Below are 23,206 nucleotides of genomic sequence, written 5' to 3' on the forward strand. Positions count from 1 at the left end.
CCGCCGACCGCCTGCTGTGCTTCCGCATCCCCGTCGAGTACGGCGGCGCCGGCGCCAGCGTGCGCGACACCGCGCAGTTCGTCATCGACCTGGCGGCGGTGGACTCCAACGTCGCCCAGGCGCTGCGCCCCAGCTTCGCCTTCATCGAGGGCCTGCTCGCCCGTGGCGACCAGGCCGAGCAGCGCCGCTGGTTCCCGCGCTTCCTCGCCGGCGAGGTGTTCGGCAACGCCGGCTGGGAGATCGGCGGCGCCAACGGCGCGGTGAGCGCGCGCCTGCGCCGCGACGGCGAGGCCTTCCGCGCCAGCGGCAGCAAGTTCTACAGCACCGGCTCGCTGTACGCCGACTGGGTCAGCGCGGTGGCCCTGGACGAGGACGACAAGCCGGTGTCCTTCGTGGTCCCGCGCGACCGCGAGGGCCTGGAACTGCTCGACGACTTCGACGCCATGGGCCAGCGCCTCACCGCCAGCGGCACCACGCGGCTCAACGACCTGCTGGTGCAGCCCGGCGAAATCCGCCCGCGCGTGGTCGAGGAAGGCCAGCGCTCGATCGTCACGCCCTTCCTGCAGCTGTTCCTCGGCGCGGTCGAGGCCGGCATCGCGCGCAACGCGCTGACCGACGCGGTGGTCTTCGCCCGCGAGCACGCGCGGCCGATCAAGCACAGCAGCGCGCAACGCTCGGTGGACGACCCCTACGTGGAATTCGCCGTGGGCGAGATTTCCGCCCGCGCCCTGGCCGCCGAGGCGGTGATCCTGCGCGCCGCCGAACGCATCGACGAAGCCTGGGCGGCCGGTCTCGAACATGACGCGGTGAACCTCGCCGCCGTGGACGTCGCCCAGGCCCAGTACATCGCCGTGGAGTCGGCGCTCAAGGCCGCCGAACTGCTGTTCGACGTCGGCGGCGCCTCCACCACCGGGCGCCAGCACAACCTCGACCGCCACTGGCGCAACGCCCGCACCCTGGCCAACCACAACCCGCGCCACTGGAAAGCCGCGGTGGTCGGCGCCTGGCGCCTGAAAGGCAGCGAGCCGCCGACCTCCGGGCTGTTCTGATGGGCCCTTCGTCGCCCATGCCGAACACCTTGCGTAGCGGCCGCCTGGTGCCGATGATCACCGGCGCCGCGCTGTTCATGGAGCTGCTCGACAGCACCGCGGTGCTCACCGCGCTGCCGCAGATGGCCGCCGACTTCGGCGAGCCGGCGGTGCGCATGAACCTGGTGGTGTCGCTGTACCTGCTGGCGGTGGCGCTGTTCGTGCCGGTCAGCGGCTGGGTCGCCGACCGCTTCGGCCCGCGCCGCGTGCTGCTCACCGCCATCGGCCTGTTCATTTTCGCCTCGCTGGCCTGCGCGGCGTCCACCTCGCTGCTGCAACTGTCCCTGGCGCGCCTCGCCCAGGGCGCCGCCGGGGCGCTGATGGCGCCGGTGGGGCAGGTTTTGCTGCTGCGCTGGTCGACCCCGGAAACGCTGCTGCGCAACATGGCCGCGCTGGCCATCCCGGCGCTGGTCGGGCCGCTGCTCGGGCCGCCGCTGGGCGGCTTGCTGGTGGACCTGCTGTCCTGGCACTGGATCTTCCTGGTCAACCTGCCCATAGGCGCGCTGGGCATCGTCCTGATCCTGCGTTTCGTCCCGGACTTCGCCGGCGATCCGCAGCGGCGCCTGGACCGCCGCGGCTTCCTGCTCAGCGGCTGCGCCCTGGCGGCCCTGGTGTTCGGCTTCGAGGCGCTCGGCCATCGCCTGCTGCCGCTGCCGCTGGTGGCCGCGCTGCTGGCCGCCGGCGCCTGCGCCGCGCTGGCCTACTGGCGCCACGCCCGGCGCCACGCGGCGCCGCTGATCGACCTCGGCCTGCTGCGCATTCCCACCTTCGCCACGGCGATCTGGGCCGGCAACCTGTTCCGCCTGGGCAGCGCCGCCCAGCCGTTCCTGATGGTGCTGATGCTGCAGCTGGGCTTCGGCCACGGCGCCCTGGACGCCGGCCTGCTGACCCTGGCCGGCGGCGCCGGGGCGCTGAGCGTGAAGTTCCTCTCGGTGCGCATCGTCCAGCGCCTGGGCTTCCGCCGCACCCTGGTCGGCAACGCCCTGCTCTGCGCCCTGTCCATCGTCGGCTGCGCCCTGCTGCGCGCCGACACGCCCTGGTGGCTGCTGGTGGCGTTGCTGTACCTCAGCGGCCTGCTGCGCTCGCTGCAGTTCAGCACCCTCGGCGCGCTGACCTTCTGCGAGGTGCCGCGCGAGCTGGCCAGCCGCGCCAGCAGCCTGTCGGCGATGTCCATGCAGCTGGCCATGAGCCTGTCGGTGGGCCTTGCGGCCAGCCTGCTGGCGCTGGTCATGCACGGCCACGGCCACCTGCAGCCGCAGGTCGAGGACCTGTCCCTGGCGATGCTCGCCGGCGCCCTGCTGTGCGCGGTCTCGGCCCTGCCCTTCGGGCGCCTCGGCGAAAGCGCCGGGGCCTCGGTCAGCGGCCGCGCGCGGCCCGCGCGGGCGACCGCCACATCCCCTCTACACCCCAAGGAGACGTCCCATGGCTGAGTCCACCCCCACCCCGGCGCTGATCCGCGAGGCCCGCGAAGGCGACGCCCGGGCCATCGCCGAAGCCCACGTGCAGAGCTGGCAGGCCACCTACCACGGCCTGCTGCCGGAGGCCTACCTGCAAGGCCTGGCCGACAATCTGCAGCGCCGCGTCGACTTCATCGACAACGCCATCCGCAACGGCGGCCGCGACATCCGCGTGGCCGAGCGCGACGGCGTGGTGCTCGGCTGGAGCTCCTTCGGCGCCAGCCGCGACGACGACGTCGAGCCCGGCACCGGCGAGCTGTACTCGATCTACCTGGTGCCGGCGGCCTGGTCCGCCGGCATCGGCAGCGCGCTCTGGCGGGCTTCGCGCCAGGCCCTGGAGGCGGCCGGCTTCGCCCGCGTCACGCTCTGGGCACTGGACGGCAACGCCCGCGCCGAACGCTTCTACCGCGCCGCCGGCTTCACCCCGCAAGCCAGCAGCTCGCGGGTTTTCGAGGAGGACGGCACGGCCTTCCCGGTGACCCGCTACCTGCTGCCCCTGACCCACGCCTGAAGGACCCGATCCGCCATGAGCCATACCCCGGACGACCATCCCGGTGAGCGCCAGGCGCCCGCCTGGAACATCCGCTACCTGCCCGAGGCGCCGGTGCGCTTCGTCACCCATTTCGTCAGCCAGTACCGCTGGGCCTACCTGGGGATACTGCTGCTGCAGATCGCCGCGGTGATCTGCACCGTGCTCATCCCCTGGAGCCTGGGCCAGGTCACCCGCCTGGTGAGCGCAGGCACCCTGCCCCACGCCCTGCCCCACACCCTACTCGGCCCGGTGGCCGGCTTCGCCGTTCTGGTGGTGCTGGAGGTGCTCTTCACGCGCAGCGCCAACACCATCAACATCCGCGTGCTGCCGCGCCAGCGCGCGCGGGTCACCTACACCGTCTACGCCTACCTGCAGCAGCACTCGCACCGCTTCGTCAGCAACGAGTTCGCCGGCGCCCTGGCGCACAAGGTCTCGGAAGTCGCCATGGGGGTGAACCAGACCATGAACATCCTGCTCTTCGACCTGATCCCGCTGCTGATCACCCTGACCCTGGCCAGCCTGGTGCTGGCCAGCGCCTCGGGGCTGCTGGCGGTGTTCATGCTGGGCTGGTCGGTGCTGTTCATCGGCACCTCGTTCTTCCTCGCCCGCCGCAGCCACCCGCTGGCCCAGCAGTACTCGGCGGCGCGCAGCACCAGCACCGGCAAGGTGGTGGACGCGGTGACCAACCTGAGCAACGTGCGCCTGTTCGCCCGCCACTCCCACGAGCTGGACTACCTCAACGGCTACCTCGCACGCGAGCTGGCGGCGGCCGGCCGCTCGCTCGGCTACATGGAGAAGATCCGCTGGTTCCAGAACGGCTGCGGAATGCTCCTGAAGATCGGCATGCTGCTGCTCACCCTGTGGCTGTGGCGCGCCGGCACCATCAGCATCGCCGCCTTCGTCATGGCCACCAGCATGGCGCTGCTGATCATCAACGACGTGGGCAACCTGTCGCGGCGCTTCCTGGAGTTCTTCGAGGCCACCGGCAACATCGCCAACGGCGTGCGCACGCTGATCCATCCCCACGAAGTGGTCGACCGCGAGGGCGCGCGGCGCCTGGAAGTCACCCAGGGCAACGTCGAGTTCCGTGGCGTGCGCTTCGGCTACCACCCCGGGCAGGCGATCTTCGAGCGCCTCGACCTGCGCATCCCGGCCGGCCAGCGCGTCGGCCTGGTGGGCTTCTCCGGCTCGGGCAAGTCGACCCTGCTGAACCTGCTGCTGCGCCTCTACGACGTCGACGACGGCCAGGTGCTGATCGACGGCCAGGACATCCGCGAGGTGACCCAGCTGTCGCTGCACCGGCAGATCGGCCTGATCCCCCAGGAGCCGGGGCTGTTCCACCGCAGCATCCGCGAGAACATCCACTACGGGCGCCTGGACGCCAGCGCCGACGAACTCGCCGCGGCCATCCACGGCGCCGGCGCCAGCGCCTTCATCGAGCGCATGGAACAGGGCTACGATTCGCTGGTGGGCGAGCGCGGGGTCAAGCTCTCCGGCGGCCAGCGGCAGCGCATCGCCATCGCCCGGGTGCTGCTGAAGAACGCGCCGATCCTGGTGATGGACGAGGCCACGTCGAGCCTGGACTCGATCACCGAACGCTTCATCCAGGACCAGCTCGACACCATCATGCAGGGCAAGACCGTCATCGTGGTCGCGCATCGCCTGTCGACGGTGGCGCACCTGGACCGCATCATCGTCTTCGACAACGGCCGCGTGGTCGAGGACGGCAGCCACCAGGAACTGCTGAAGAAACGCGGCCAGTACCACCGCCTGTGGAGCCGGCAGTCCGACGGACTGTTCCAGGAAGAAGCCCAGGCGGTCTGAATTCCCCAACCGGAGACACCCATGAACTACCGTACCCTCGGCCGCTCCGGCCTGCTGGTCTCGCCGCTGGCGCTGGGCAGCATGATGTTCGGCGGGCAGACCGACGCCGCCACCTCGAAGCGCATCATCGACCAGGCGCTGGAGCGCGGGATCAACTTCATCGACAGCGCCGACGTCTACAACGACGGGCGCTCGGAGCAGATCGTCGGCCAGGCCATCGCCGCGCGCCGCGACGACTGGGTGCTGGCCTCCAAGGTCGGCATGGGCCCGGCGGACGCCTGGCCGAACCGTCGCGGCCTCGGCCGCAAGCACATCAGCGCCTCGCTGGACGCCAGCCTGAAACGCCTGGGCACCGACTACCTGGACCTCTACTACCTGCACCGCGAAGACCCGCAGACGCCGCTGGAGGAAACCGTCGCGGCCATCGGCGACGCCATCGCCCAGGGCAAGGTGCGCCACTGGGGGCTGTCCAACTACCGCGGCTGGCGCATCGCCGAAGTGGTCCACGTGGCCGAACGCCTCGGCGTGCCGCGGCCGATCGCCAGCCAGCCGCTGTACAACCTGGTGAACCGCCAGGCCGAGACCGAGCAGTTCACCGCCGCCGAATTCCACGGCCTCGGCGTGGTGCCCTACAGCCCGCTGGCGCGCGGCGTGCTCAGCGGCAAGTACCTGCCCGGCGTCGCGCCGGACGCCGAGAGCCGCGCCGGGCGCCAGGACAAGCGCATCCTGGAGACCGAGTGGCGCCCCGAGTCGCTGGAAATCGCCCAGCGGGTGAAGGCCCACGCCGAGGCGCGCGGCGTCGGCGCGGTGCAGTTCGCCATCGCCTGGGTGCTGCACAACGCCCTGGTCAGCGCCGCCATCGTCGGCCCGCGCACCGAGGAGCAGTGGCAGGACTACCTCAAGGCCCTGGACGTGCGCCTGGACGCCGACGACGAAGCCTTCGTCGACGCCCTGGTCACTCCCGGCCACGCCTCCACCCCGGGCTACAACGACCCCACCCACTTCGTCGCCGGCCGCCGGCCGCGCTGAAGTGCGTTCGTAGGAGCGAGGGGGACGCCTAGTTCTTGCTCGCGAACGGCGCTTCCCGGTTGTTGTAGCGCCGCGCGAAATTCATCGACCTGATGCGCGATAAATCCAGCGTGGCGTTCCTTTCATAGGTGGAAAAGGAATTTCAGAATAGCCCTGCAGGTTCGGCCTGGACATCCCAGCCGAAGATAAGCACCTCCCTCGCGTCACTCCCCTTACCAACGGCACCCTCTCTTCAAGATGGACAGCCTCTTCAGGCTGCTGGCGGCGCCGTTCGATACGGATGGCCGGCCGGAAGGCTACTGGAGAGCCCCCACGCCCATGCCAGGTACCCCTCCAGCTTCTGTCGATCGGAGTCGGACAACGCACCCTGGATGTAGATGACCTCGGCGTAGTCGCCCAGGGACTGCGCCGTGCCATCGCCGACGTGCCCGATAACGACCTGGGAGCCATTGGTCGCCGAAGTATTGCCTGGGGTTTGGAAGCCCGTGAGGACCGTAGGTACACCGTTCAGGCTGAGCGTCGCCTTAGCCCCCGCGTAATCGTTCACGCCGACCATCACCTGCCATGCCGTGCCCTTGTTGCTGGTGTCGTTGACTGTAACGTTTCCATCAGTATCCAGCCGCCGGCCACCAGCGTAGCGCGCACCCGTTGCCAGGAAGCCGGCCGATAGGAGGATACGCGCCTGGGTTGGAGCTGCATTTCGCGCAGCGACGAACATGTGGTTGCCCACGCTCACCGCCGCAGCAGCTGGGTAGTTGCGATGTACGATCGCCGCAGTCAGGCCACTGACGTTGTTGCTCGCCGCCAGGATATCGGTCGCGGTGCAAATGAAGCTCCCCAGCCGCTCGCTGTCAGACCGCCACACGGTTCTGCCTGCGAGGCCACCGCTCACCAGCTTTGCACGGTTCGCCACGGTGCCACCGTAGACCGTGAAGGCATTGCCACGCCCCGAAAGGTCTGCCAGCCCGGTCAGCTCGCTCCCGCTCACGGTGTTCGCCGGGTTATCCGCCTTCACCCACAGTCGAAGGCCAGTCAGTGACGCCGGCGTCCACAATGCCGCGCCCGAGGTGTAATTGAAGATGTGCGCGTGCCGCTGCAGCGCCTGCAGGCCGCCACGCTCGGACCAAAGCTCAAGCTGGACGTTGCCGGAATAGGTCGTACTGAGCGCAACCGAAGTACCAGAAAGGCCACTGGAGCTGGCAAGCACGTCGCCAGTATCCGCCCGAGTCAGACGCGCCGAGTAAGTGGTCCCCGACTCGGGGCCGATGTTGCCGACCGTTGTATCGACGACCTGGTCCGCCTGAGCGACGCGGTCTCTGTGAGCCCAGGAAACAGTCAAGGTACTCGAAACGCTAGCCGGGTAGGACTGGCCCGCGATCTTGAACTGTGCAGGCGGATAGGGCCGACCCTGGCGCCCCTGGAGCGTCAGCGAGTCGGTCCCAGCCAGCGCCGGGTCGAGCTGGGCCTGACTCGTGTTTGTGAGCAGCTTTGCCTGCAGGGTGACGCCCAGCGTGTACGCGGCCTCGTCGATATTCTCGAAACCGCTGTGGAACCAGATGCGAGCGCCCGAGGAATGGCCAGCGGGCACCGAGTCCAAGCAGCCACGCGCGAGGGTGAGCACCGCCGTGTCGTAGTTGACCGCATCGACACGCACCACCTCGTCGTCGACCATCGCGGCCATGCCAACCACCACCTCGTCGAGGCGACTGGCGCCGGTGAGCGTCACAATGGACGGGCCCGGCTCCTTCGCCAAAGCGCCCGCAAGCGCTGCGCTTGGGCACCAGTCTCCGGTCGCCCGCTCAACGAAGGTGCCAGTGGTACCGACACGATCGGTCAGCTCGTAGCTCATGGAGAGCGAGGTCGGAGCGACAGCCAGGGCGGCCATGTAGGTTGCCGTCGGATCAATCTGGGCCAGGTTCGCGGGATCGGTGTTGCCGGCCAGGGAAGCGTATGGCACCTCGATCAGGCGCCGCGTGGTGATCGCGCGGGCCTCACGATCAGGCGGCAACCAGCCGGTGGGCGGCACTGCGATATTGCCGGTCAGTGGCAGCCCGAACACGTCCTGCAGGACGGTGACCTGCACGCGCCCATCGGTCAGCGTGCCATCTTCGAACCGGCCGACGCGGACCACAGTCTCGGGAATACCTCGCCGCACCGATCGCACACGGAACGGCTGACCAGGCGACAGGTTCCGGCCCCGCCGGTCCAGGACGATCTTGAATCGCTTCAGGCCGGCGGTCGCCAGGCGCAGATCCCGCTTCAGCAGTCGTCCGGCAATGTCGCCGGTCGGCGCTCCTGGATAATCGACGACCTGAACCGTCTGGCCGCCATCACGCGCCGCCACGGCACTGTTCACGCCCCGGACCTGCTTGGTCTTGCCATCGATCGCGTCGACGTACTTGACCACCATGATGCTCGGTACCGAGGTGCTGTCGTTGCTGCTGGCCTCATCGCGGGTGATGTCCAGGAGCCCGCTGTCTTCGTCGAACAGCGGCAGGCTGGAGACGACGTAGTCATCGCGCAGCAGGCGAATGCTGAGCAGCGCCTGGCGCCGATCGAGGTAGATCTCTGCGCTGACATGGCTGAGCACTGAGTCACGGAAGTTCTTCAGCGTGTCGCTGCGCTTCCATTCCAAGCACAAGCCGAGGCCCTCGCTATAGGCGGTATCGGCTGCGGCGCGCCACGCGGTGTCATCCAGCCGAGCACGTGGAAGGCCCCGGAAGCGCTTGCCGGTGTAGATCAAGTAGAGGATGTGGATCGGGTTCATCGCCTTGATCTGGCCGTCTGCCAGCCAGATGAACTGCTTTTCGGGGTACCAGGCGCTGTCCGGCGCCCACAGCCGCTCGCCGCCGCGCCGCAGGAACTTCCATGGTTTCGGGTAGGGATTGTTCGAGCAGACCAGGCCGGAGAAGAAGGCCGTGGCCTGCCCCCGGAATGCCGGAACGATGCCGCCCAGCTGAGACAGCATTGCAACCAGCTTCGGCGCTGGCACCTGGTCTTCGTCGCCAAACATCACGTCAAGGGTGCCATCGATGCCGCCTTCGCCCTTGTCTCCGCCGAACAGGTTTGGCGCGTTAATGCGGATCTGGCCGTTGCTGGTGATCGAGCCTTTCCATGCAGACTTGTCGCTCGCCTGGATCTCGCAGATCTCGTCGAGTGGCAGCCCGAGGCCTTGATGGATATCGAAGCCATAGCGAAATCCGGTCGTCTGGCTCCTGCTGCTACTGCCCATCGCTGACCTCCCGAGCATGCTCGACCAGGAGCAGCGCGAGGCCATCGCCAGTGTCCACCAGCAGTTGCTCGTCAATGCCGTTCTGGACGAAGTCCATCCAGTCGAGACCATGCTCGCTGAAGAAGTCACGAGCCTTGCCATGGCAGTAGCCCTGCCGACCATTCCAAGTGGGAACGGTGTGGAGATGCTGGATGGTCACAATCATTTCTTCGACCCCTTGGTGCGAATGGCCTTGGTCCGGTAGTTGCCGACGGTGATGACGAACCAGCTCTCGGACCAGCACTGGCCGAAGACGGCGCCCTTGTCCTCGCCCTCTTCGCAGAGCGGGAAGTCGATGTCCTCGAACGCAGTCGGCTTGGGCGCCTTGGGTTTGGGCGCCAGAGCGGCCTGAAGGATGTAGCTGGCAACAAGAATTGCGACTTGTACCCACATGGTTCACCTCAGAAGACCTGGTTGCCGTCATAGGGAGATTCGCCCTGCAGCTGCGGCTCGCCCCGGAAGTTTGGCTCGTTGTTGAACTTGTCACGGCAGGTCGCGGGCAGGTAGTCGCACCCTGGGTACAGGCGCAGCACCCCCGACGTCGGCATGCCAGAGGTGCCGGCCAAAATCGTCAGGCTGCTGCCCTGATGCTGCTCGATGTGGCGCCGATCGTAGTTCCCGCTCCCTACTGGCCACTCGGCGAAGCCGCCGGTGAAATAGCCGTCTGGATAGGCAGCTGCCGCGCCCGCTGAGATGACCGAGCCAGTCGAACCCTGGATCGGCGCGGACACCATGTACTGGCTCAGGATAACCTTGCAGCGGCTATCGCCCAGCACCGCTATGCAGGTTCGGCTGTAGCAGTCCGTCAGGCCGGGCTGCTGCATGCTGGCTTCGAAGGTGACGCAGGTAATGGTGGAGGAGTCGACGTTCGGCCAGTTCACGCCGGCGATCGAGCCCATCCAGCTCACCAGCGCCTCGTCGTCACCGAAGTGCATGTCGTAGATCACCAGCTCGATCTCGTCGCTCGGCGGCACGCCCCGGAAGAGCTGCGCGACCTCCAGGTCCGCAGGCCCGGTAATGGTCTGTTTGTCCGCCTCGGGATCTCCTGACTGAATGATCCCCGAGTCGATGATGCCGCCACGCACGGTGCGGAAGATCTGATTGTTCCAGGTGATGTCGCGGTCGCTTGTGTTGTAGAGCCAGCGCATCACCCCTCGGCTGAATTGGTATAGGCGAACCGGTTGCCCGGCGGCCAGTGATTGCTCGCGAGCGTCAAAACTCATCGTCGCGGACTCCTCGGAAGGTCAGCGAGCTGCTCGCGACCCCCTCGCTGTCGGTGATGTGCTCGATCTCCACCGTGTCGCTGTTGCCACGGCTGTAGGTCATCCAGCAGATTCGGGCAACCTGACTGGGCAGGACCAATCGTCCCAACGCGGAGTCGATGGCGATGCGCTCGATGTCCTGGTCCAGCTCCGTGGCGTTGGTGATGCGGCGATAGAAAATGGAGCCGTCGAACAGCTCGATGCGGATATCGCGCCGGCCGGGACGGGCCTGGCCGAATCGGGTGTAGCCGATGTTCGCGACGTCCAGAGTGGTCGCCACATCGGCCACTTGCGCAACAAGAGTCAGATCATCAGCGTGGGTCGGAACCCACATTGCCGCCTGACGACCGCGCAACGCGTACACCATTGAGCGCCACGCGGCCCTGGCCGCGCGCCCCATTTCGAGCCAGCCATAGCCCGTCACCGGGAAAGCACGGTCTGCAAGATCCGTGGTCAGCGGGATCGCAAGACCGCTATCGAGCTGGCTCAGACTCGCCTCCATCGAGCTGGTCAGATCGTTGCCCTCATCCGGCCGGGCTTCCAGGACTGGCCGACCTCGATAGACAGCGCTCGGCAGCAGCTCCGGCCAGTCGCTCACCTCAACGACCAGGAAATGGACCTGGGCCCCCTGTGCTCGATCCGTAAGGCGGGTCAGCGCAGGCCGCTCCATCAGCTGCGCAGCGCGCGCCGGGTAGAGTCGAGAGCCCACCGGCCAGTCGCGTTGCGTCGAACGTACCAGGTCGATGCCGCCGGCATCGATGTCCAGGATCTGCACGACCTCATACACCAACGCGGACTCGCCACGGATCATGGCCATGCCTCCCACCTGGAAATCCAGGTAAGCGGTGCTGCAGGCGATCCTGAAGCTGGCCGCCGGCAGCGGCTGCTGCAGGAGCTGGATGTCCGGCCAGATCGGCAACGCCCAGATTCGCGTTCCCCAACCAAACAGCGCCAGGTCCAGCATCTGCCGCTCGCGGCCTTCGGCGTACATCTGGGCTTCGAACTCCCGGCGCGGTGCCAGCCGAAGCGCTCGCCGCTGCTCTACGCCCGTATCGCTCGCCAGGATATCGGTCAGAGAGCTGAGCCGCTCGGTGATGCTGTCGCCCCAGTCCGGGGCGAATGACCAGGCCACAATGCGGTTCGCAGTGACCTCGATGCCAACTTGGGCACCATTCTCGAATGACCAGGTGATTTCAGTGTCGAGCACCGGCTCGCCGTCTGGCGTCACGCTCAACTGCCAGGTGCGCTCTTGGATGGCGGCAAAGGCCAGGGGCGGAGCGGGCTGGCCGCTAACCTGGATGCCTTCGCCCAGGCCGCCGATCGCATCCAGTGTCCGTGGTTCGAGATAGGCGTTCCACAGCGTCACCGGAAATACCTGGGTAGAGACCAGGTTTCCCAGGTCAGCCCGCTGTGGGCTGATGTGGACGCGGTAGTACCAGTCGTCGATGTGAGCGCGCATGCGCTGGCCGCTGAGCGTCCTGGGCGCGGTGGATACGGGCCAGTGGGTTGTCGGCGCCGCATTGCCGGGGGACTGTCCTGCCTCGGACTCGCCGGGCTGCTCGATGAAGACGAACGAGTAAAGGTCACCGGACCATGCCGGACTGTCGATACCACCTTGGGTCGGCAGCACGTGCTGTGCGGAAACGACAGCCACCGTCAGGGGCCCTCGTAGCGGATGGCCCAGCCGAATGTCCCGGAATGCGTGACCGGGGTAGTCGAGGCGGGGCTGCCGTCGCGGCTGATCGTGTTCTTTTGATAGAAGGGGTACACCTTCCAGCGGTCATCACCCAGGGTCACGATCTGGCCTGGCGCATAGTTGTCGACTCGGGTGTAGCGAGCGTGGTCCAGGTCCGCAACCATGCTGACTTTGCTTTCCAGTCGTGTCTTGTAAGCCCGCGCCGGGATCAGCACTGCCTCGCTGTTCCAGGCGTTTGGCAGCACACTGATCAGCGGCGCCATAGCCGCAATTCCCGGACGTAGCCCTTCGTTGCTTGCAGCCCCCAGCGACCAGCCGCCCGCGTCCAGATTGCTGTGGATGTAGTAGTTGCGCGACGCCAGACGAACGGTATCCAGACTGTTGGTCATCCAGAACAGCGCCGGGCAGGCCCAGTCCTGAGACGTACTGGCAGCGCCACCAAAGGTCGCCCCCATGCCGATTCCGTTGACAGCACTGGTCGGGCCAAGGGATGCCGCAACCCACATGCCGGTACCTGGCAGACCTTGGACCGTCGACTTACCGAATGCACACCACTGGTAGAAGTTCACGTTGTAGTTCGCCACCAGGTAGACCTCGGCGTCGAACACGAAAATTTCGTAGGCGATCGGGAAGCTGATGGCCACGCCGCCCAGTGCACCAATCCGCACCACGTTTGGCATATCGCCTGCGCTGGCGCTGGTTCGGCCCAGCAATGTCAGGTAGCCGGAGACGATCTGCAGCCGGAGAAACATCGTCCCTTTGCTCAGCATCTCGGTGCTGCTGTTCCAGCTCCACCCCTCTGCAGTGCATGCATCGACTAGCACCGAGCGCAATGCGCTCATGTCGCTGGCCATCCCGTTGTAATAGGCCATCAGGCGTCGAGCCTCATTGCGTAGAAGTTGGAAAAGCCGGTGCGGCCGACGTCCTGGATCACAACGTAGGTGATGCCGCCCAGCACCACGGTGTTCTCGACCGCGTTGTTGAAGCCGGTGATGTAGTAGATCCCATCGAGGGCTCCCCAGAGGTTGGCCGCGTTGTCGTTCAGCTCGACTGGCAGCAGTTGGACGATACCGCCCGTATCACGCATCTGCGTGGCACCGGCGAGGACATCGTTCTGGTAGGGGTAGCAGTACGGTGCTTTCCAACCGTCGTTGGTTCGCAGCCCCATGCCGGCCCGGTTGCCCCGGTAGGGCATTGCGTGGGCGGTATCCGAAAATCGAGTGGCGGCAGCGCCATCGAGCATGCCGGCGCACACGACGGGGTATGGGTACTGGCTCGGGCGACCATAGGGCAACATCTTGCCGATGTAGGCGCTCTCGTAGACTGGCGTACCGACCTTCATGGCCAGCGCCAGGCGCTGGTCGTTCATGGTCATCCAGTAGTCGATACGGTTGTTGTGTGCAGGAACGCCCGAAAGCCGCGCCCCAGGCTGGGCGTCGAAGGAGTTGCTGGCGACGTAGCCGGTGAACACGCCGGCGAGCAGGTTGTAGTAGTCGGCGTCGACGTTGTGGTAGGTGCGGAAGCCCATGAAGATCTCTTCCTCACCGCTCAGGCCCGGGGCTTTAAGGATCAGCTCGCGGTTCGTCAGCGAGGTGTCGTAGCGCAGTACCTGGTAGCCGTTGTCGGCCGCGAAGTCGCGGATGCGGGCAAGCATGTTGTAGTGGGCGAGCGTCCCGCCGGCGTTGTCCACGTAGTCGATCGAGTAAGGCATAGGGCTTATCCCAGCTTGAGGATTGAGCGGAACCGAGATGGGTCCCGCGAGATCTGCACGTAAAACTTCTCCAGCCCGGCCTCGCTGAACGCCGAGTCCTGAATGCGCCCTGGGTCGTCGACCAGGTAGAAGTGCTGGTCGCTCTTGAGAGTGGCGTTCATCGAGCTGGCCGGCTCGGCGATCCCGCCGGCGGGCATCGTCGGGCGTGGCATCGCCGGTGCCGGCACGCCGGCCAGGCCGCCAGTGGCGTGGCGTACACGCATCGACCAGTCATCCAGGGCGGACATCCCGTAGGCGTTGAAGTTGTGTAGGAAGTCCAGCGCACCGGGCTGCTGAACCACAGCGGCGCGAGTCACGAACTCGTAGTCGGAGAGCGCGGCAGGGATGGAGTCGCTGGTCGTGGTTCCAGGGCCGCGCACGTGGCCGCCCGTCGAGGCAAAGAGCATCGCGGCGCCAGTACTGGCGCCGGCATCTGCCCCGAAGATCGAGGTGAAGATCGAGGACATGCCTGCACCGCCGCCAGCACCGCCGAACAGGCTGGAGAAGATGCTGCTGAACATGTCGGCGCCGCCGCTGAAGATCGAGCCCAGGGCGCTGGAGAAAATGTCGCTGCCAGCACCTGACGCCGAGGTAATCGCATCGCCCATGGCTGCAGCGCCGCCCGCCGATGCGGAGCTGATGGCATCGGCAGAGGCCGTGGCTGCATCGGCACCTGGCCAGCTCACAACGTCGGTAGGCGCGCCGAGACCATCTACGATGCTCTGAATTCCACCATCGGTCGCCCCGCCAGCACCCGCCACTGCCTTAGAGCCGCTGGCAGCAGCCAGTGCGGCGGCAGCGGTGGAAATGGCAGCGGCTCCCGTCACCAGCGTGGCGCCTGCAGCTGACAGCTGAGTCGCCGAGGTGGAAACAGCGGCAGCGCCGACGGTCATCGACGTGCTGCTGGACTCGTCGCTGAACAGCTTCGTCAGCTTGTCCGACGCCATCTGGGCCAGCGTCTGCGATGCCAGGCCGGCCATGCTGCGCGCGATCCCCTGCAGGAAGCTGACGGCGGCTTCCTTCAGGTTCTCGGTTCCGGTGGCCAAGCCTTCCAGGGCGCTCTGCAGGCCATTCTCGATGCCGCTCTTGAGCGACTGCTCCCACTGGTTGCTGGTGGTGCGCAGCTCCTGCAGGCGCGCCTGCAGGTCCTTCACGCGCTCGATCGCGTCCGGGTTGCCGGTGGCCAGCGCCAGAGCCTGCATCTGCGGCAGCAGCTTCTCCACTTGGTCGGCCGTAGCCTTGTGGAGATCGAGCAACTGCTGGCGAGCCCCCAGCTCGCTGATCAGACCAGCCTGTTGCTGAGCCTGGACCGACTGCTCCTGTCGGGATTGGTCGGAGAACACGCGTTCGATTTCACTGCTGACCTGGTCGAGCTGGGCCTTGGCCTGGCTGACGTTGATCAGGCGCTGCACCAGGTCGGCGCCGGCGGTGTCGCTGCGGGCCTGCAGGCGCTTCAGCAGCTCACCATACTGCTGCTCGATCTTCAGGCTGGCCGCCGCTGCCTGTTGCCCCTGTGCGTCGAGGAGCTGGACCTGGGCGTTGGCCAGTTGCTTGGCGTCTGCGTCAGCCTGGCGCTTCTGCTCGTCTGCGGCGAGGACAGCCAGCGCCGCCTCGGCACGAGCGCGCAGGGTGCCGGTCAGCCCCTTTTCGGCCAGGTCGTAGGCACGGGTCTCGGACGTTGACTGGCCCTGGGTTGCGGCCTGGCGTTCCAGGCCACGGACGAAGTTCTCCTGCTGATCGGCCGATTGCTTGGCCTGGCGAGCGGCTGCCTCCGCCTCCTGGCGGGACTTGCGTTGCGCCGCTTCGTGGTCGCGCTCGGCCTTGGTGGCGGCGTCGACCGCGGCCTTCTTCTCGTCGGCGGCCTTGGCGGCGGCGAGCATGGCCTGGCCCTGGCTGCTCGTTTCGGCGATGCCCTGCTGCTGCATCACCTGGTGCGCTTTTTCGGTCTCGGTCAGCTTCGACAGGCTCTCGACCTGAGCCTCGGCGGACTTGATGAAGGAGTCGGCGGCGGCCTGGCGCTTAGCCTCGGCCGCCGAGTCGACGGAGTTCTTGGAAGCCTCGGCCGCGGCCTGCTGTTTCTTCTGCAGAGCCGCCAGCTGGCTGCTGAGCTGATCGATCTGCTGCTGGGTGTCGGCCGAGGGTTCAAACCCAGTGCCCACCGTGCTCTTCAGGTAGGCGATCTTGTTGGTCAGCTCGGTGATGCGCTGGGAGTCGTCGGTGATACGGCCGATGTTCAGGAGGCCATCCCAGGTCTCGGTGGCCGCGGTCTTGATTGCCCGCCAGGAGCGCTCGATGGTGCCCAGGTTCTCGGTGATCTGCGGGGCGCGATCAGCGATCATCGCCGCGTAGACGCGCATTGCCTCCGTGGCGGCCGCCTGCTCACCCTGCTGCAGCTGCAGGGTGCGAATCTGTTCCAACTGGGCGGCAGTGAGGAAGTGCTGGGTCTCGTTGAGCTTGAGGATGGCGGTGATCGGGTCCTTCGCCAGACCGGCGAACTCTTCGACGGTCTCGGAGACGGCCTTCCCGATTGCCACGCGCATCTGCTCGGCGGCCACCGCCACCAGCTGGATCTGGTCGCCGGCGATCTTGCCGCTGCCTGCTACCTCGGTAAGCGCCGCCGCAGCGCTCCCCTGCGACACGTCACGCATGCCGTCCATTTCGCGGGCCAGGGCGGCCAGCTGGCCAGCGGTCACGCCGGCGTAGTTGCCGGTCAGGATGAGGGCCTTGTTGTACTCGTCGGCCTCGGCACTGCCCTGGTGCCATGCCAGCGCGACGGCGCCCGCGCCGGCGGTGATGGCGGCGATCGCGACGGTCAGCGGGTTGAGCAGCGAGACCAGGGCGCGGGCGGCGTTGCCTACGCCGCCGAACGAGTCCTTGATCTGCCCGCCTTGCTGGATCGCCACCATCCACAACGGCATGCCGCTGGCCAGGCTGGTGGTGACGTCGGTGAGCTGCATGGGCAGCTGCCGCATGGCCTGCTGGTACTGGCCGGCGGAGATCCCGGCCGTGCGCATGCCGTTGCTGGACTCATCCAGGCGCTGCCGCTGCTCGCGCAGCTTGGTGTTGAACTCGTCGAAGCTTTCCGCATCGAGCAGCTTGCCCTGGAACCCCCGCAAGCGTTGCTCCAGATCGTCGAGGCGCTCCAGTTCGCGGATGGTTGGGTCGATCTGCCCCAGGAGCTTGCCGAGTTCCGCTTCCTGTTCGCGCAGCGCCTGAGTCGCGGCCTCGGCCGAATCCGCAGCCTGCTGCTCGGCCTCCGCCTGCTGAACGAGAGCCCGCTCGGCGTTGTGGTAGAGGTTGGCCGCTTCCGTCTGCGCCCGGGCATTCTCCTGCCAGTTTGCATTGACGTTGGCCAGCGTTGCACTGAGTTGCTCGTTGCTGACGGCGGCGGCATCGACCGCTGCCTTTTGCTCCAGGCTAGCCGCGACCATTCCGCGAATGCGCTCGGACTGCTGATCGGCCGTCTCACCGACGACCGCGAGCTGACGGCTGGTCGCAGCAGCCTGGTCCATCACCACCTGCAGGATCTGGTCGAGCTGCGAGGCAGCAGCCTGAGCACCGGCAGTTGTCGCCTGCAGCGCCGTCTCGATGGTGCCGATGGAGGCAGCGGCCGAGGTGCCGCTGCTGCCCAGCTCGTCCACCGCCGCCGCCGCGCTGCCGATCTCCGCGGCGCCCTGTTGGCCCGCCTGGCCGACACCTTGTAAGGCGGCCTGAGCGGTCGAGAGCGAGGACGTTGCTTCGGCGCTATCGGCTGCCAGGTTGTCGATGGCGACCGCAGCTGCGGTTACCTGGCCGGCGCCTTGCTGGCCACTCTGCCCGACGCCCTGGAGAGCGCTCTGCACGGCAGCGAGACCAGCGGCCGCCTGCGCACCGTCGGCGGCGAGTCCGTCCACGGCTGCAGCAGCAGCGTCGATCTGCGCAGCGCTCTGCTGGCCGCCTTGCGCCACGCCCTGCAGGGCGTTGTCGATGGCCACCAGGGCAGTGGCTGCTGCTGCGCTGTCGGCCTGCAGGGCATCGACCGCGCGACCGGTTTCGGTCAGATGAGTGTTGGTTTGCTGGGCGGCGTCGCCGACTTCGACCACGGATTGCCCGAGGCCTTCGAGGGACTTCTGCCCATCGGCGAGGTCAGCGCGGACGCGCAGCGCGAGATCGAGTTCTTTGCCGGCCATGTCGGATCACATCAAGGGGGATGTGCTGCATGGTCTCGCGCGCGCGCGAGTGGGTCTTTTCGGCTGGACGAAAAAAAGCTCCAGGAGGTCAGTCCTGGAGCTTCTTCAGCATACCCTCTGCGGTCTTGCCGCCAACGTAGGCTCCGTTGGCATCGAGGAGGTTCTCAGACCGTTCTACTCGTCTGCGCCGAAGTTCGGCCTCGTAGAGCAGCAGGACCTGACGCTCGGTCAGTCGACCGATGGCGGCTGCGGTTCCATACCCTCCGGCAATGAGGACTGCGTAGACGTCCGCCCAGCGCGCGCTCTTTCCACCGCCGCGGCCGCCTCGGCCCTTATCCGGTCCACCACCGCGCCGACAAAGAAAGGGCCGTTTACGGTCCACCAGGCATACAGCAGCATCTGACCTTGGCGCGAATCCAGCTGGCGAATCCACTCCAGCTCGACGTCGGCCGACTGGGCTATCAGCTGGGCGACTAGCTCGTAGTGCGTGCCGAACACGACCATGATCTCTTCGAGCGGCGGTAGCTCCTGGCGGCCTTTGACCAAGGCATAGAGATCGTCCAGGAAGGGCTGCATCAGAGGTCGAAGGCCGAGCCCCTCGACGAACCCGTACTCGCGAACGGTGACGCTGCAGCCGGCGATCGACAGCGTGCGATCGGGATGCAGCACCTGGAGATCATCGGCCCCGGCCTTCTTGGCCGGGGACGACTTCGCGGGGGCAGCGACCTTCCTGGCCATCAGCTATCCGCCTTCAGGACGAAGCGGCCGAAGCCACCCAGCTCGTCGTCGGCAGCGTTCAGCTCGTCGTAGAGCACGCTGCCGGAGAGCTGGAAGTTGCCGTAGTCGTCGTTGATGAAGGCCAGGTCGCTCACCGGGTCGAACTTGCAGCGGTACAGCGTGACGACCACCGGCTCGTTGGTCTCGGTGTTGACGCCATCCAGCAGGATGTAGCGCTCCGGCGGGGGCGCGGTGAACATGGTGAAGGCCTCGGCCGCCTCGGTCGCGTAGGCGGCCTTGATCGGCTGGGTCTTGCCGGTGATGTTGAGCAGCTGGATCAGACCGGCAGTCGCCGACTCGACTTTGTAATCGGTGCCCGCCACCAGAGTGGCCGGAGTCGGGTTGCTGTCGGTCAGCACGACCGAGGACACGAACTGGCCATCGAGCTTCACGAAATCATCAGCGGCCAGGCCAGTCTCGAAGACTTCGCCGGTCACGGTGTCCGCCGCCAGCTGCACCTGCGACGCCCAGATCGCAAGAGCGATGTTCTTGGGCAGCCATTCGTCGAAGGTGATGTCCAGCTGTGCAGTGGTGCCTTTCTGCAGACGACCGTACTGCAGGCGCTTGCCCGAGAAGGACTCGGTCTTGTTGGTCGCGTCGGTGGACAGCTTCAGGCTCAGCGCCGGCACGTTGCCTGCCCAGATGGGGCGGCTGAGTTTGCCGTTATCCAGGCGCTCGCCGGCCCAGACTTTGCCCTGGAACGAAAACAGCTTCGACATGGGTTACTCCTTGGCGGCCGGAGCCGCGTCCTGGCTCTCGCCGGCGATCTTCTTGTGCCGCTGCAGGAACTCCTTCTCGATCGAGTTGACCTCGATCTCATCGCCTGCCTGGCGCTTCTTGCCAGCGTGTTTGTGGGGGGCGATGAGCTTCACCGTCTCCAGTTTCGGCTCGTCGGCAGGCGCTTCGGCCTGCGTTTTCTTGGTGGAGGTGTTCATGAGGTTCTCCCGATGGAGTGTTGCGTCAGATAAATGTCGGTCCAGACCAGTGTGTTGCTGTCGTAATCGACGACCTCGCCATGCACCAGCTGGCAGTCACGAGCACCGGTGAGCCCTTCCGGCACCCACCCGATCAGCTCGTCGCGCACCTTGCCGAGGACAGGGTGCAGATCATCCGCGGCGTTCTGGCCCTTGCTGTCGCGGTAGTTGCGGACGGCGACGACCACGCCGAACTTCACGGCCACCATCTGCCGCTTGGCAGCCCCGGGCGCACCAGATTGCCGAGGGATAGGGGTTTCGACGGCCAGAATCACGTAGGCACTGGGAGTCCTGAAGTCTCGAACCGTTTTGATGGCGGCGAAGTCAGCAGCACCGCCAACGCTCTGCAGCTCCGGGACTTTTTCCTTCAGCCTGGCGATGACCAGGTTGTGGTCGAACGGCGCGCTGGACATGTCAGAAGTCCTTCAGCGTGTCGAGACTGAAAGTGCGACCAGGAGTGGTCACCTGCGGCGCGCCGCTCGACGGCGTGGCCACCGGATCGTCCTGGCCGAGGCTGAACTTGCCGTCGGCGGTGAGCTGCAGGAACTTCACTGCGTCCCGGTAATCGCGGACGATCGGGTCCTTGTCTTCACCCGGGCCCAGCCGGTCCTTGTGCAGCAGGTAGCGCGCGATCGCCCTGGCCCAGCCGGTGACGATGCCGTAGCGCTGCTGCAGCGGCAGGTAACCGCGCTGCTGCAGGAAACCGTCGATGTAGGCCTGGGCGTCGTTGACTGCGCTGACGATCACGTCCAGGGCCTGAGCACCGATCTCGATGTCCTCGGGCGTCCAGTCGCTGAGTGGGTCACCGCGCAGCATGGCGTCCAGGAGGTCGGCGTCGACGGCGTGGAAGCGCCGAGGAGTCGCCACCTGCGACAGCTCCTCGGGGCCCGGCCGGTCGGCCAGTTCCGGCAACGTGATGTACAGCGACACCTCAGCAGCCCTCCGGCTGAGCGACGGCACGTACCAAGGCCATGATGCCGGTCTGGATATCGGTCTTGCCCAGCGCGGCCCAGCGCAGCGGCTCAGCTGCCAAGAAGCGCCTGAACTCGATGCACTCATCGGTGGCGCCGGTATGTTCGTTGTAGGGAGTGCCGTTGAACTCCCTTCCAGCGACGGAGCGAATGGCGGCCGCGCGTTTGCCTTCCAGGTCAGTACTGAGCCTACCGGCCAGTTCGGCCTGCAGCGCGAGCAGTTCGGCGCCTTTGACCTTGATGCGGTTCATCAGGTCGACTTCTTCCTGCGACAGCTCGCGGTAGCCGGCGATCTTGCGGTGCTGGTTTTCCATCACACCACCTCCGGTGCGATGGCGCCGATGGCCAGCAGCTGGCGAGCGTGCTCGTCGTCATCGAACTGGATGAGATCGCCGAGGGCGTAAGACTCGTCGTTGTGATCGAGGCGCTCACGCCGAACGATGTAGCGACTGGTGTCGGCCGTGCCGCGCTGAATAGCCTCCATCGCAAGTTCGGCGCGAGTGAGGTCCATGCCGATGAACTGAGCGCCACCCAGGCCAGGGGGTGCCAGGTGCAGGCAGGCAGCGGCAAGCTCGACCAGGTCTTCCGTCGACAGCTCTTCCAGGTACGCCAAGGAGCCATCGGTGAGCAGCACCTGGTAGCGGCCATCCTCACCGGCGAGATGCGGCGGTGCATCGCTGGTGACAGCCGAAGGAGAGCTGGACGAACCGTCACCATCACCGATGTCGGCCAGATCATCGCCTTCATCGACCAGGACCTTCTCGGCCTGGATCGCGGCGACGAGCTGTTCGATCGGCAGCGAGTCGGCGCCGTCGATCTCCAGGTCGGTGGCCATTTTGCGCAGATCGGCCTCGGGCAGCTCGGCCAGGGGGACAACCGTACCGTCCTGGAGCTGGACGCCTGCCAGTTGGCCCTCGACCAGTTGGGACTGACTTTGCTCAGTAGCGCCGACCTGAGACGCTGCAGCCGACTCTACCGACTTGGCCGGGGTGTTTTCTTTCGATGCGCGAGGTGCGCGAGGTGCTTTTGCCATGGAAGAGGACTCCATGGGCGGCCGGTGCCAGCCGCCCAGGTCAAGGTCAGGAAGCGGAGACCGCGTTCTCGAAGAAGTAGCCCAGGTCCGATGCCGAGATCAGTTCCTTCACCGACTCACCGACACGTACACGCTGACCGCCTCGCAGACCGATGTCCGGGTCCGGGATGGAACCGGCGATGCGACCACCCCATTGCGCGGTGAAGCCGAAGGTGGTGCCGTTGCGGGAGTCGGCCAGGCGATCGCGGTAGATAAAGGAAGCGTGCGGCCCCCAGGCGCGAGCCAGGACCGGGTTCTGACCGGGCTTGGCGGTGTTGATACGGGCTTCACCGACCAGGAGCTGTTCCAGCTCCAGGAGATCCTGCAGGAACGCCAGCGGCACCATGCCGTCGTCCCCCAGGCTGCCGTTGTAGGCCTTCACGATCTTCGGGTGACGACGCAGCATGGTGGCGGTGCGGCGACCGAGCACGCCGATGTTCGGGCGCATGACCAGGCTGTCCAGGGCATCGGTGATCACCGGCAGCGGGCTGCTGGTGGGGTCGCTCCATTGGGCAGTACCGGAAAGGGTGGTTTTGTTGCCAGCGGCATAGCTGCTGTTGCTGAACACAAGGCCGGAGGTACGCACCTCGCGATCGAGGATGATCAGGTTGGTGACCTGTTCGGCGGCACGCCCCAGGGGGTTGTAGTTGGCGGGGGCGTTGTCGATGTCGGCCTTCGGTACCGGCGAGTCCAGGCCATGGTCATCGGTACTGGACGGCACGTCGGTGGCATCGAACTCCACTTCGTTGGGCTTCGACTTGCGGCCCACCAGGGTGCTCGGGACGGTGAAGCCATCGGCCAGGTCGTACTTCCAGTACTTGAACTCCTGCTTGCCCACCAGTACGCGCGGCAGCACGTCGTCGGCGATCATGCGGCCGTTGCGGTAGGCGATAGCGATCGCCGTCAGCTCGGGGTCAATGGGGAACGGTGCGTTGCTCATGAAGTGCTCCTTTAGGCGCTGACCGGCAGCACGGCCGGGGCGATGAGGACGGAACCGATGTCACCGAGCACACCGCTCTCTTCGGCGAAGCCGATGATGTAGGTGGTGGCGATGGGCGGAATGGTCGCGGCGATCGCTCGCCCCTGGGCATCGGCCGTCAGCGGATTGCCGCGGGTGACGTTGCCGCCGTATTCCACGGGCGCGAGACCGCCGCGAATGACATCGAACGGCTGGCCGTCGGCGGCGGGAATGTCGGTACTGACGCCGATCGGCAGAGCGGTGCTGGCCGAAGCCTGGGCTGCCAGGCCATCGGAGGTGCCATTCACGCAGAGGCGGCGCGCGGCGACGGCGCCGACGGCGCGCTTGGCGGTGGTGAGTCCGGGGATGTTCATGG

General features: G+C 66.7%; 22 protein-coding genes. 5 read left to right on the forward strand and 17 right to left on the reverse strand.

All coding sequences use genetic code 11. From position 1 onward, the window contains the following. The 5 genes from P3W75_RS09795 to P3W75_RS09815 form a co-directional block, all read left to right on the forward strand. Positions 1-1,049 (forward strand): acyl-CoA dehydrogenase family protein (locus P3W75_RS09795; protein ID WP_276227181.1); only part of this gene is annotated, 1,049 nt, incomplete at its 5' end. Between the two features lie 17 nt (positions 1,050-1,066). Continuing rightward, positions 1,067-2,518, forward strand: coding sequence for an MFS transporter (locus P3W75_RS09800; RefSeq protein ID WP_276227182.1), 1,452 nt, complete (start codon positions 1,067-1,069; stop codon positions 2,516-2,518). Next, positions 2,511-3,056, forward strand: a complete 546-nt coding sequence (locus P3W75_RS09805) for a GNAT family N-acetyltransferase (protein WP_276227183.1) — start codon at positions 2,511-2,513, stop codon at positions 3,054-3,056. The genes P3W75_RS09800 and P3W75_RS09805 overlap by 8 nt, the downstream gene beginning before the upstream one ends. Before the next feature lie 15 nt (positions 3,057-3,071). Next, complete coding sequence (locus tag P3W75_RS09810) at positions 3,072-4,901, forward strand: ABC transporter ATP-binding protein (RefSeq protein ID WP_276227184.1); 1,830 nt, start codon at positions 3,072-3,074, stop codon at positions 4,899-4,901. Positions 4,902-4,922: 21 nt separating this feature from the next. Further along, a complete protein-coding gene (locus P3W75_RS09815) occupies positions 4,923-5,930 on the forward strand; it encodes an aldo/keto reductase (protein WP_276227185.1) in 1,008 nt (335 codons plus the stop codon). A 250-nt stretch (positions 5,931-6,180) separates the two neighbouring features. Here the strand turns inward: P3W75_RS09815 and P3W75_RS09820 are convergent, their stop codons facing one another. The 17 genes from P3W75_RS09820 to P3W75_RS09900 all read right to left on the reverse strand — a co-directional run bounded on the left by P3W75_RS09820 (position 6,181) and on the right by P3W75_RS09900 (position 23,204). Beyond that, on the reverse strand, positions 6,181-9,162 hold the full coding sequence (locus tag P3W75_RS09820; RefSeq protein ID WP_276227186.1) for a hypothetical protein: 2,982 nt from the start codon (positions 9,160-9,162) through the stop codon (positions 6,181-6,183). Continuing rightward, on the reverse strand, positions 9,152-9,367 hold the full coding sequence (locus tag P3W75_RS09825; RefSeq protein ID WP_276227187.1) for a hypothetical protein: 216 nt from the start codon (positions 9,365-9,367) through the stop codon (positions 9,152-9,154). The genes P3W75_RS09820 and P3W75_RS09825 overlap by 11 nt, the downstream gene beginning before the upstream one ends. Then, the gene (locus P3W75_RS09830; protein ID WP_276227188.1) at positions 9,364-9,594 is read right to left on the reverse strand and encodes a hypothetical protein; all 231 of its coding nucleotides are present in this window, start codon (positions 9,592-9,594) and stop codon (positions 9,364-9,366) included. The genes P3W75_RS09825 and P3W75_RS09830 overlap by 4 nt, the downstream gene beginning before the upstream one ends. Before the next feature lie 8 nt (positions 9,595-9,602). Further along, the gene (locus P3W75_RS09835; RefSeq protein WP_276227189.1) at positions 9,603-10,424 is read right to left on the reverse strand and encodes a phage BR0599 family protein; all 822 of its coding nucleotides are present in this window, start codon (positions 10,422-10,424) and stop codon (positions 9,603-9,605) included. After that, entirely contained in the window at positions 10,414-12,117 is a 1,704-nt protein-coding gene (locus P3W75_RS09840; protein ID WP_276227190.1) for a hypothetical protein, read from the reverse strand. Before P3W75_RS09840 ends, P3W75_RS09835 begins: the two co-directional genes overlap by 11 nt. 2 nt (positions 12,118-12,119) lie before the next feature. Further along, entirely contained in the window at positions 12,120-13,031 is a 912-nt protein-coding gene (locus P3W75_RS09845) for a hypothetical protein (protein ID WP_276227191.1), read from the reverse strand. After that, entirely contained in the window at positions 13,031-13,870 is an 840-nt protein-coding gene (locus P3W75_RS09850) for a hypothetical protein (protein ID WP_276227192.1), read from the reverse strand. The genes P3W75_RS09845 and P3W75_RS09850 overlap by 1 nt, the downstream gene beginning before the upstream one ends. 5 nt (positions 13,871-13,875) lie before the next feature. After that, the gene (locus P3W75_RS09855) at positions 13,876-18,078 is read right to left on the reverse strand and encodes a phage tail length tape measure family protein (RefSeq protein WP_276227193.1); all 4,203 of its coding nucleotides are present in this window, start codon (positions 18,076-18,078) and stop codon (positions 13,876-13,878) included. A gap of 228 nt (positions 18,079-18,306) precedes the next feature. Further along, positions 18,307-18,816 carry a DUF6631 family protein gene (locus P3W75_RS09860; RefSeq protein WP_276227194.1) on the reverse strand — a complete coding sequence of 170 codons (510 nt, stop codon included), beginning with the start codon at positions 18,814-18,816 and terminating at the stop codon, positions 18,307-18,309. Then, the gene (locus P3W75_RS09865) at positions 18,816-19,574 is read right to left on the reverse strand and encodes a hypothetical protein (protein WP_276227195.1); all 759 of its coding nucleotides are present in this window, start codon (positions 19,572-19,574) and stop codon (positions 18,816-18,818) included. Before P3W75_RS09865 ends, P3W75_RS09860 begins: the two co-directional genes overlap by 1 nt. Before the next feature lie 3 nt (positions 19,575-19,577). Next, positions 19,578-19,790: a DUF7210 family protein gene (locus P3W75_RS09870; protein WP_276227196.1), complete on the reverse strand. Its 213-nt coding sequence runs from the start codon at positions 19,788-19,790 to the stop codon at positions 19,578-19,580. Continuing rightward, positions 19,787-20,242, reverse strand: a complete 456-nt coding sequence (locus P3W75_RS09875) for a phage tail terminator protein (protein ID WP_276227197.1) — start codon at positions 20,240-20,242, stop codon at positions 19,787-19,789. The genes P3W75_RS09870 and P3W75_RS09875 overlap by 4 nt, the downstream gene beginning before the upstream one ends. A gap of 1 nt (position 20,243) precedes the next feature. Continuing rightward, positions 20,244-20,759, reverse strand: coding sequence for a gp436 family protein (locus P3W75_RS09880; RefSeq protein ID WP_276227198.1), 516 nt, complete (start codon positions 20,757-20,759; stop codon positions 20,244-20,246). A gap of 1 nt (position 20,760) precedes the next feature. Beyond that, complete coding sequence (locus tag P3W75_RS09885; protein ID WP_276227199.1) at positions 20,761-21,114, reverse strand: DUF7681 family protein; 354 nt, start codon at positions 21,112-21,114, stop codon at positions 20,761-20,763. Beyond that, positions 21,114-21,833, reverse strand: coding sequence for a hypothetical protein (locus P3W75_RS09890; protein WP_276227200.1), 720 nt, complete (start codon positions 21,831-21,833; stop codon positions 21,114-21,116). The genes P3W75_RS09885 and P3W75_RS09890 overlap by 1 nt, the downstream gene beginning before the upstream one ends. Before the next feature lie 46 nt (positions 21,834-21,879). Next, positions 21,880-22,812: a phage capsid protein gene (locus tag P3W75_RS09895; RefSeq protein ID WP_276227201.1), complete on the reverse strand. Its 933-nt coding sequence runs from the start codon at positions 22,810-22,812 to the stop codon at positions 21,880-21,882. Between the two features lie 11 nt (positions 22,813-22,823). Then, positions 22,824-23,204, reverse strand: a complete 381-nt coding sequence (locus tag P3W75_RS09900; protein ID WP_276227202.1) for a capsid cement protein — start codon at positions 23,202-23,204, stop codon at positions 22,824-22,826. Positions 23,205-23,206: the final 2 nt, after the last annotated feature.

This window comes from Pseudomonas citronellolis (assembly GCF_029335315.1).
In the GTDB taxonomy this organism is placed as follows: domain Bacteria; phylum Pseudomonadota; class Gammaproteobacteria; order Pseudomonadales; family Pseudomonadaceae; genus Pseudomonas; species Pseudomonas citronellolis_A.

What these genes read in the sequence shown, in the direction of transcription:
- P3W75_RS09825 (WP_276227187.1), bottom strand. Translation starts at nt 9,367, where the DNA reads ATGATTGTGACCATCCAGCATCTCCACACCGTTCCCACTTGGAATGGT.
- P3W75_RS09875 (WP_276227197.1), bottom strand. Translation starts at nt 20,242, where the DNA reads ATGTCCAGCGCGCCGTTCGACCACAACCTGGTCATCGCCAGGCTGAAG.
- P3W75_RS09855 (WP_276227193.1), bottom strand. Translation starts at nt 18,078, where the DNA reads ATGGCCGGCAAAGAACTCGATCTCGCGCTGCGCGTCCGCGCTGACCTC.
- P3W75_RS09835 (WP_276227189.1), bottom strand. Translation starts at nt 10,424, where the DNA reads ATGAGTTTTGACGCTCGCGAGCAATCACTGGCCGCCGGGCAACCGGTT.
- P3W75_RS09890 (WP_276227200.1), bottom strand. Translation starts at nt 21,833, where the DNA reads ATGGCAAAAGCACCTCGCGCACCTCGCGCATCGAAAGAAAACACCCCG.
- P3W75_RS09885 (WP_276227199.1), bottom strand. Translation starts at nt 21,114, where the DNA reads ATGGAAAACCAGCACCGCAAGATCGCCGGCTACCGCGAGCTGTCGCAG.
- P3W75_RS09805 (WP_276227183.1), top strand. Translation starts at nt 2,511, where the DNA reads ATGGCTGAGTCCACCCCCACCCCGGCGCTGATCCGCGAGGCCCGCGAA.
- P3W75_RS09895 (WP_276227201.1), bottom strand. Translation starts at nt 22,812, where the DNA reads ATGAGCAACGCACCGTTCCCCATTGACCCCGAGCTGACGGCGATCGCT.
- P3W75_RS09860 (WP_276227194.1), bottom strand. Translation starts at nt 18,816, where the DNA reads ATGGCCAGGAAGGTCGCTGCCCCCGCGAAGTCGTCCCCGGCCAAGAAG.
- P3W75_RS09810 (WP_276227184.1), top strand. Translation starts at nt 3,072, where the DNA reads ATGAGCCATACCCCGGACGACCATCCCGGTGAGCGCCAGGCGCCCGCC.
- P3W75_RS09800 (WP_276227182.1), top strand. Translation starts at nt 1,067, where the DNA reads ATGCCGAACACCTTGCGTAGCGGCCGCCTGGTGCCGATGATCACCGGC.
- P3W75_RS09815 (WP_276227185.1), top strand. Translation starts at nt 4,923, where the DNA reads ATGAACTACCGTACCCTCGGCCGCTCCGGCCTGCTGGTCTCGCCGCTG.
- P3W75_RS09845 (WP_276227191.1), bottom strand. Translation starts at nt 13,031, where the DNA reads ATGGCCTATTACAACGGGATGGCCAGCGACATGAGCGCATTGCGCTCG.
- P3W75_RS09865 (WP_276227195.1), bottom strand. Translation starts at nt 19,574, where the DNA reads ATGTCGAAGCTGTTTTCGTTCCAGGGCAAAGTCTGGGCCGGCGAGCGC.
- P3W75_RS09850 (WP_276227192.1), bottom strand. Translation starts at nt 13,870, where the DNA reads ATGCCTTACTCGATCGACTACGTGGACAACGCCGGCGGGACGCTCGCC.
- P3W75_RS09830 (WP_276227188.1), bottom strand. Translation starts at nt 9,594, where the DNA reads ATGTGGGTACAAGTCGCAATTCTTGTTGCCAGCTACATCCTTCAGGCC.
- P3W75_RS09900 (WP_276227202.1), bottom strand. Translation starts at nt 23,204, where the DNA reads ATGAACATCCCCGGACTCACCACCGCCAAGCGCGCCGTCGGCGCCGTC.
- P3W75_RS09870 (WP_276227196.1), bottom strand. Translation starts at nt 19,790, where the DNA reads ATGAACACCTCCACCAAGAAAACGCAGGCCGAAGCGCCTGCCGACGAG.
- P3W75_RS09820 (WP_276227186.1), bottom strand. Translation starts at nt 9,162, where the DNA reads ATGGGCAGTAGCAGCAGGAGCCAGACGACCGGATTTCGCTATGGCTTC.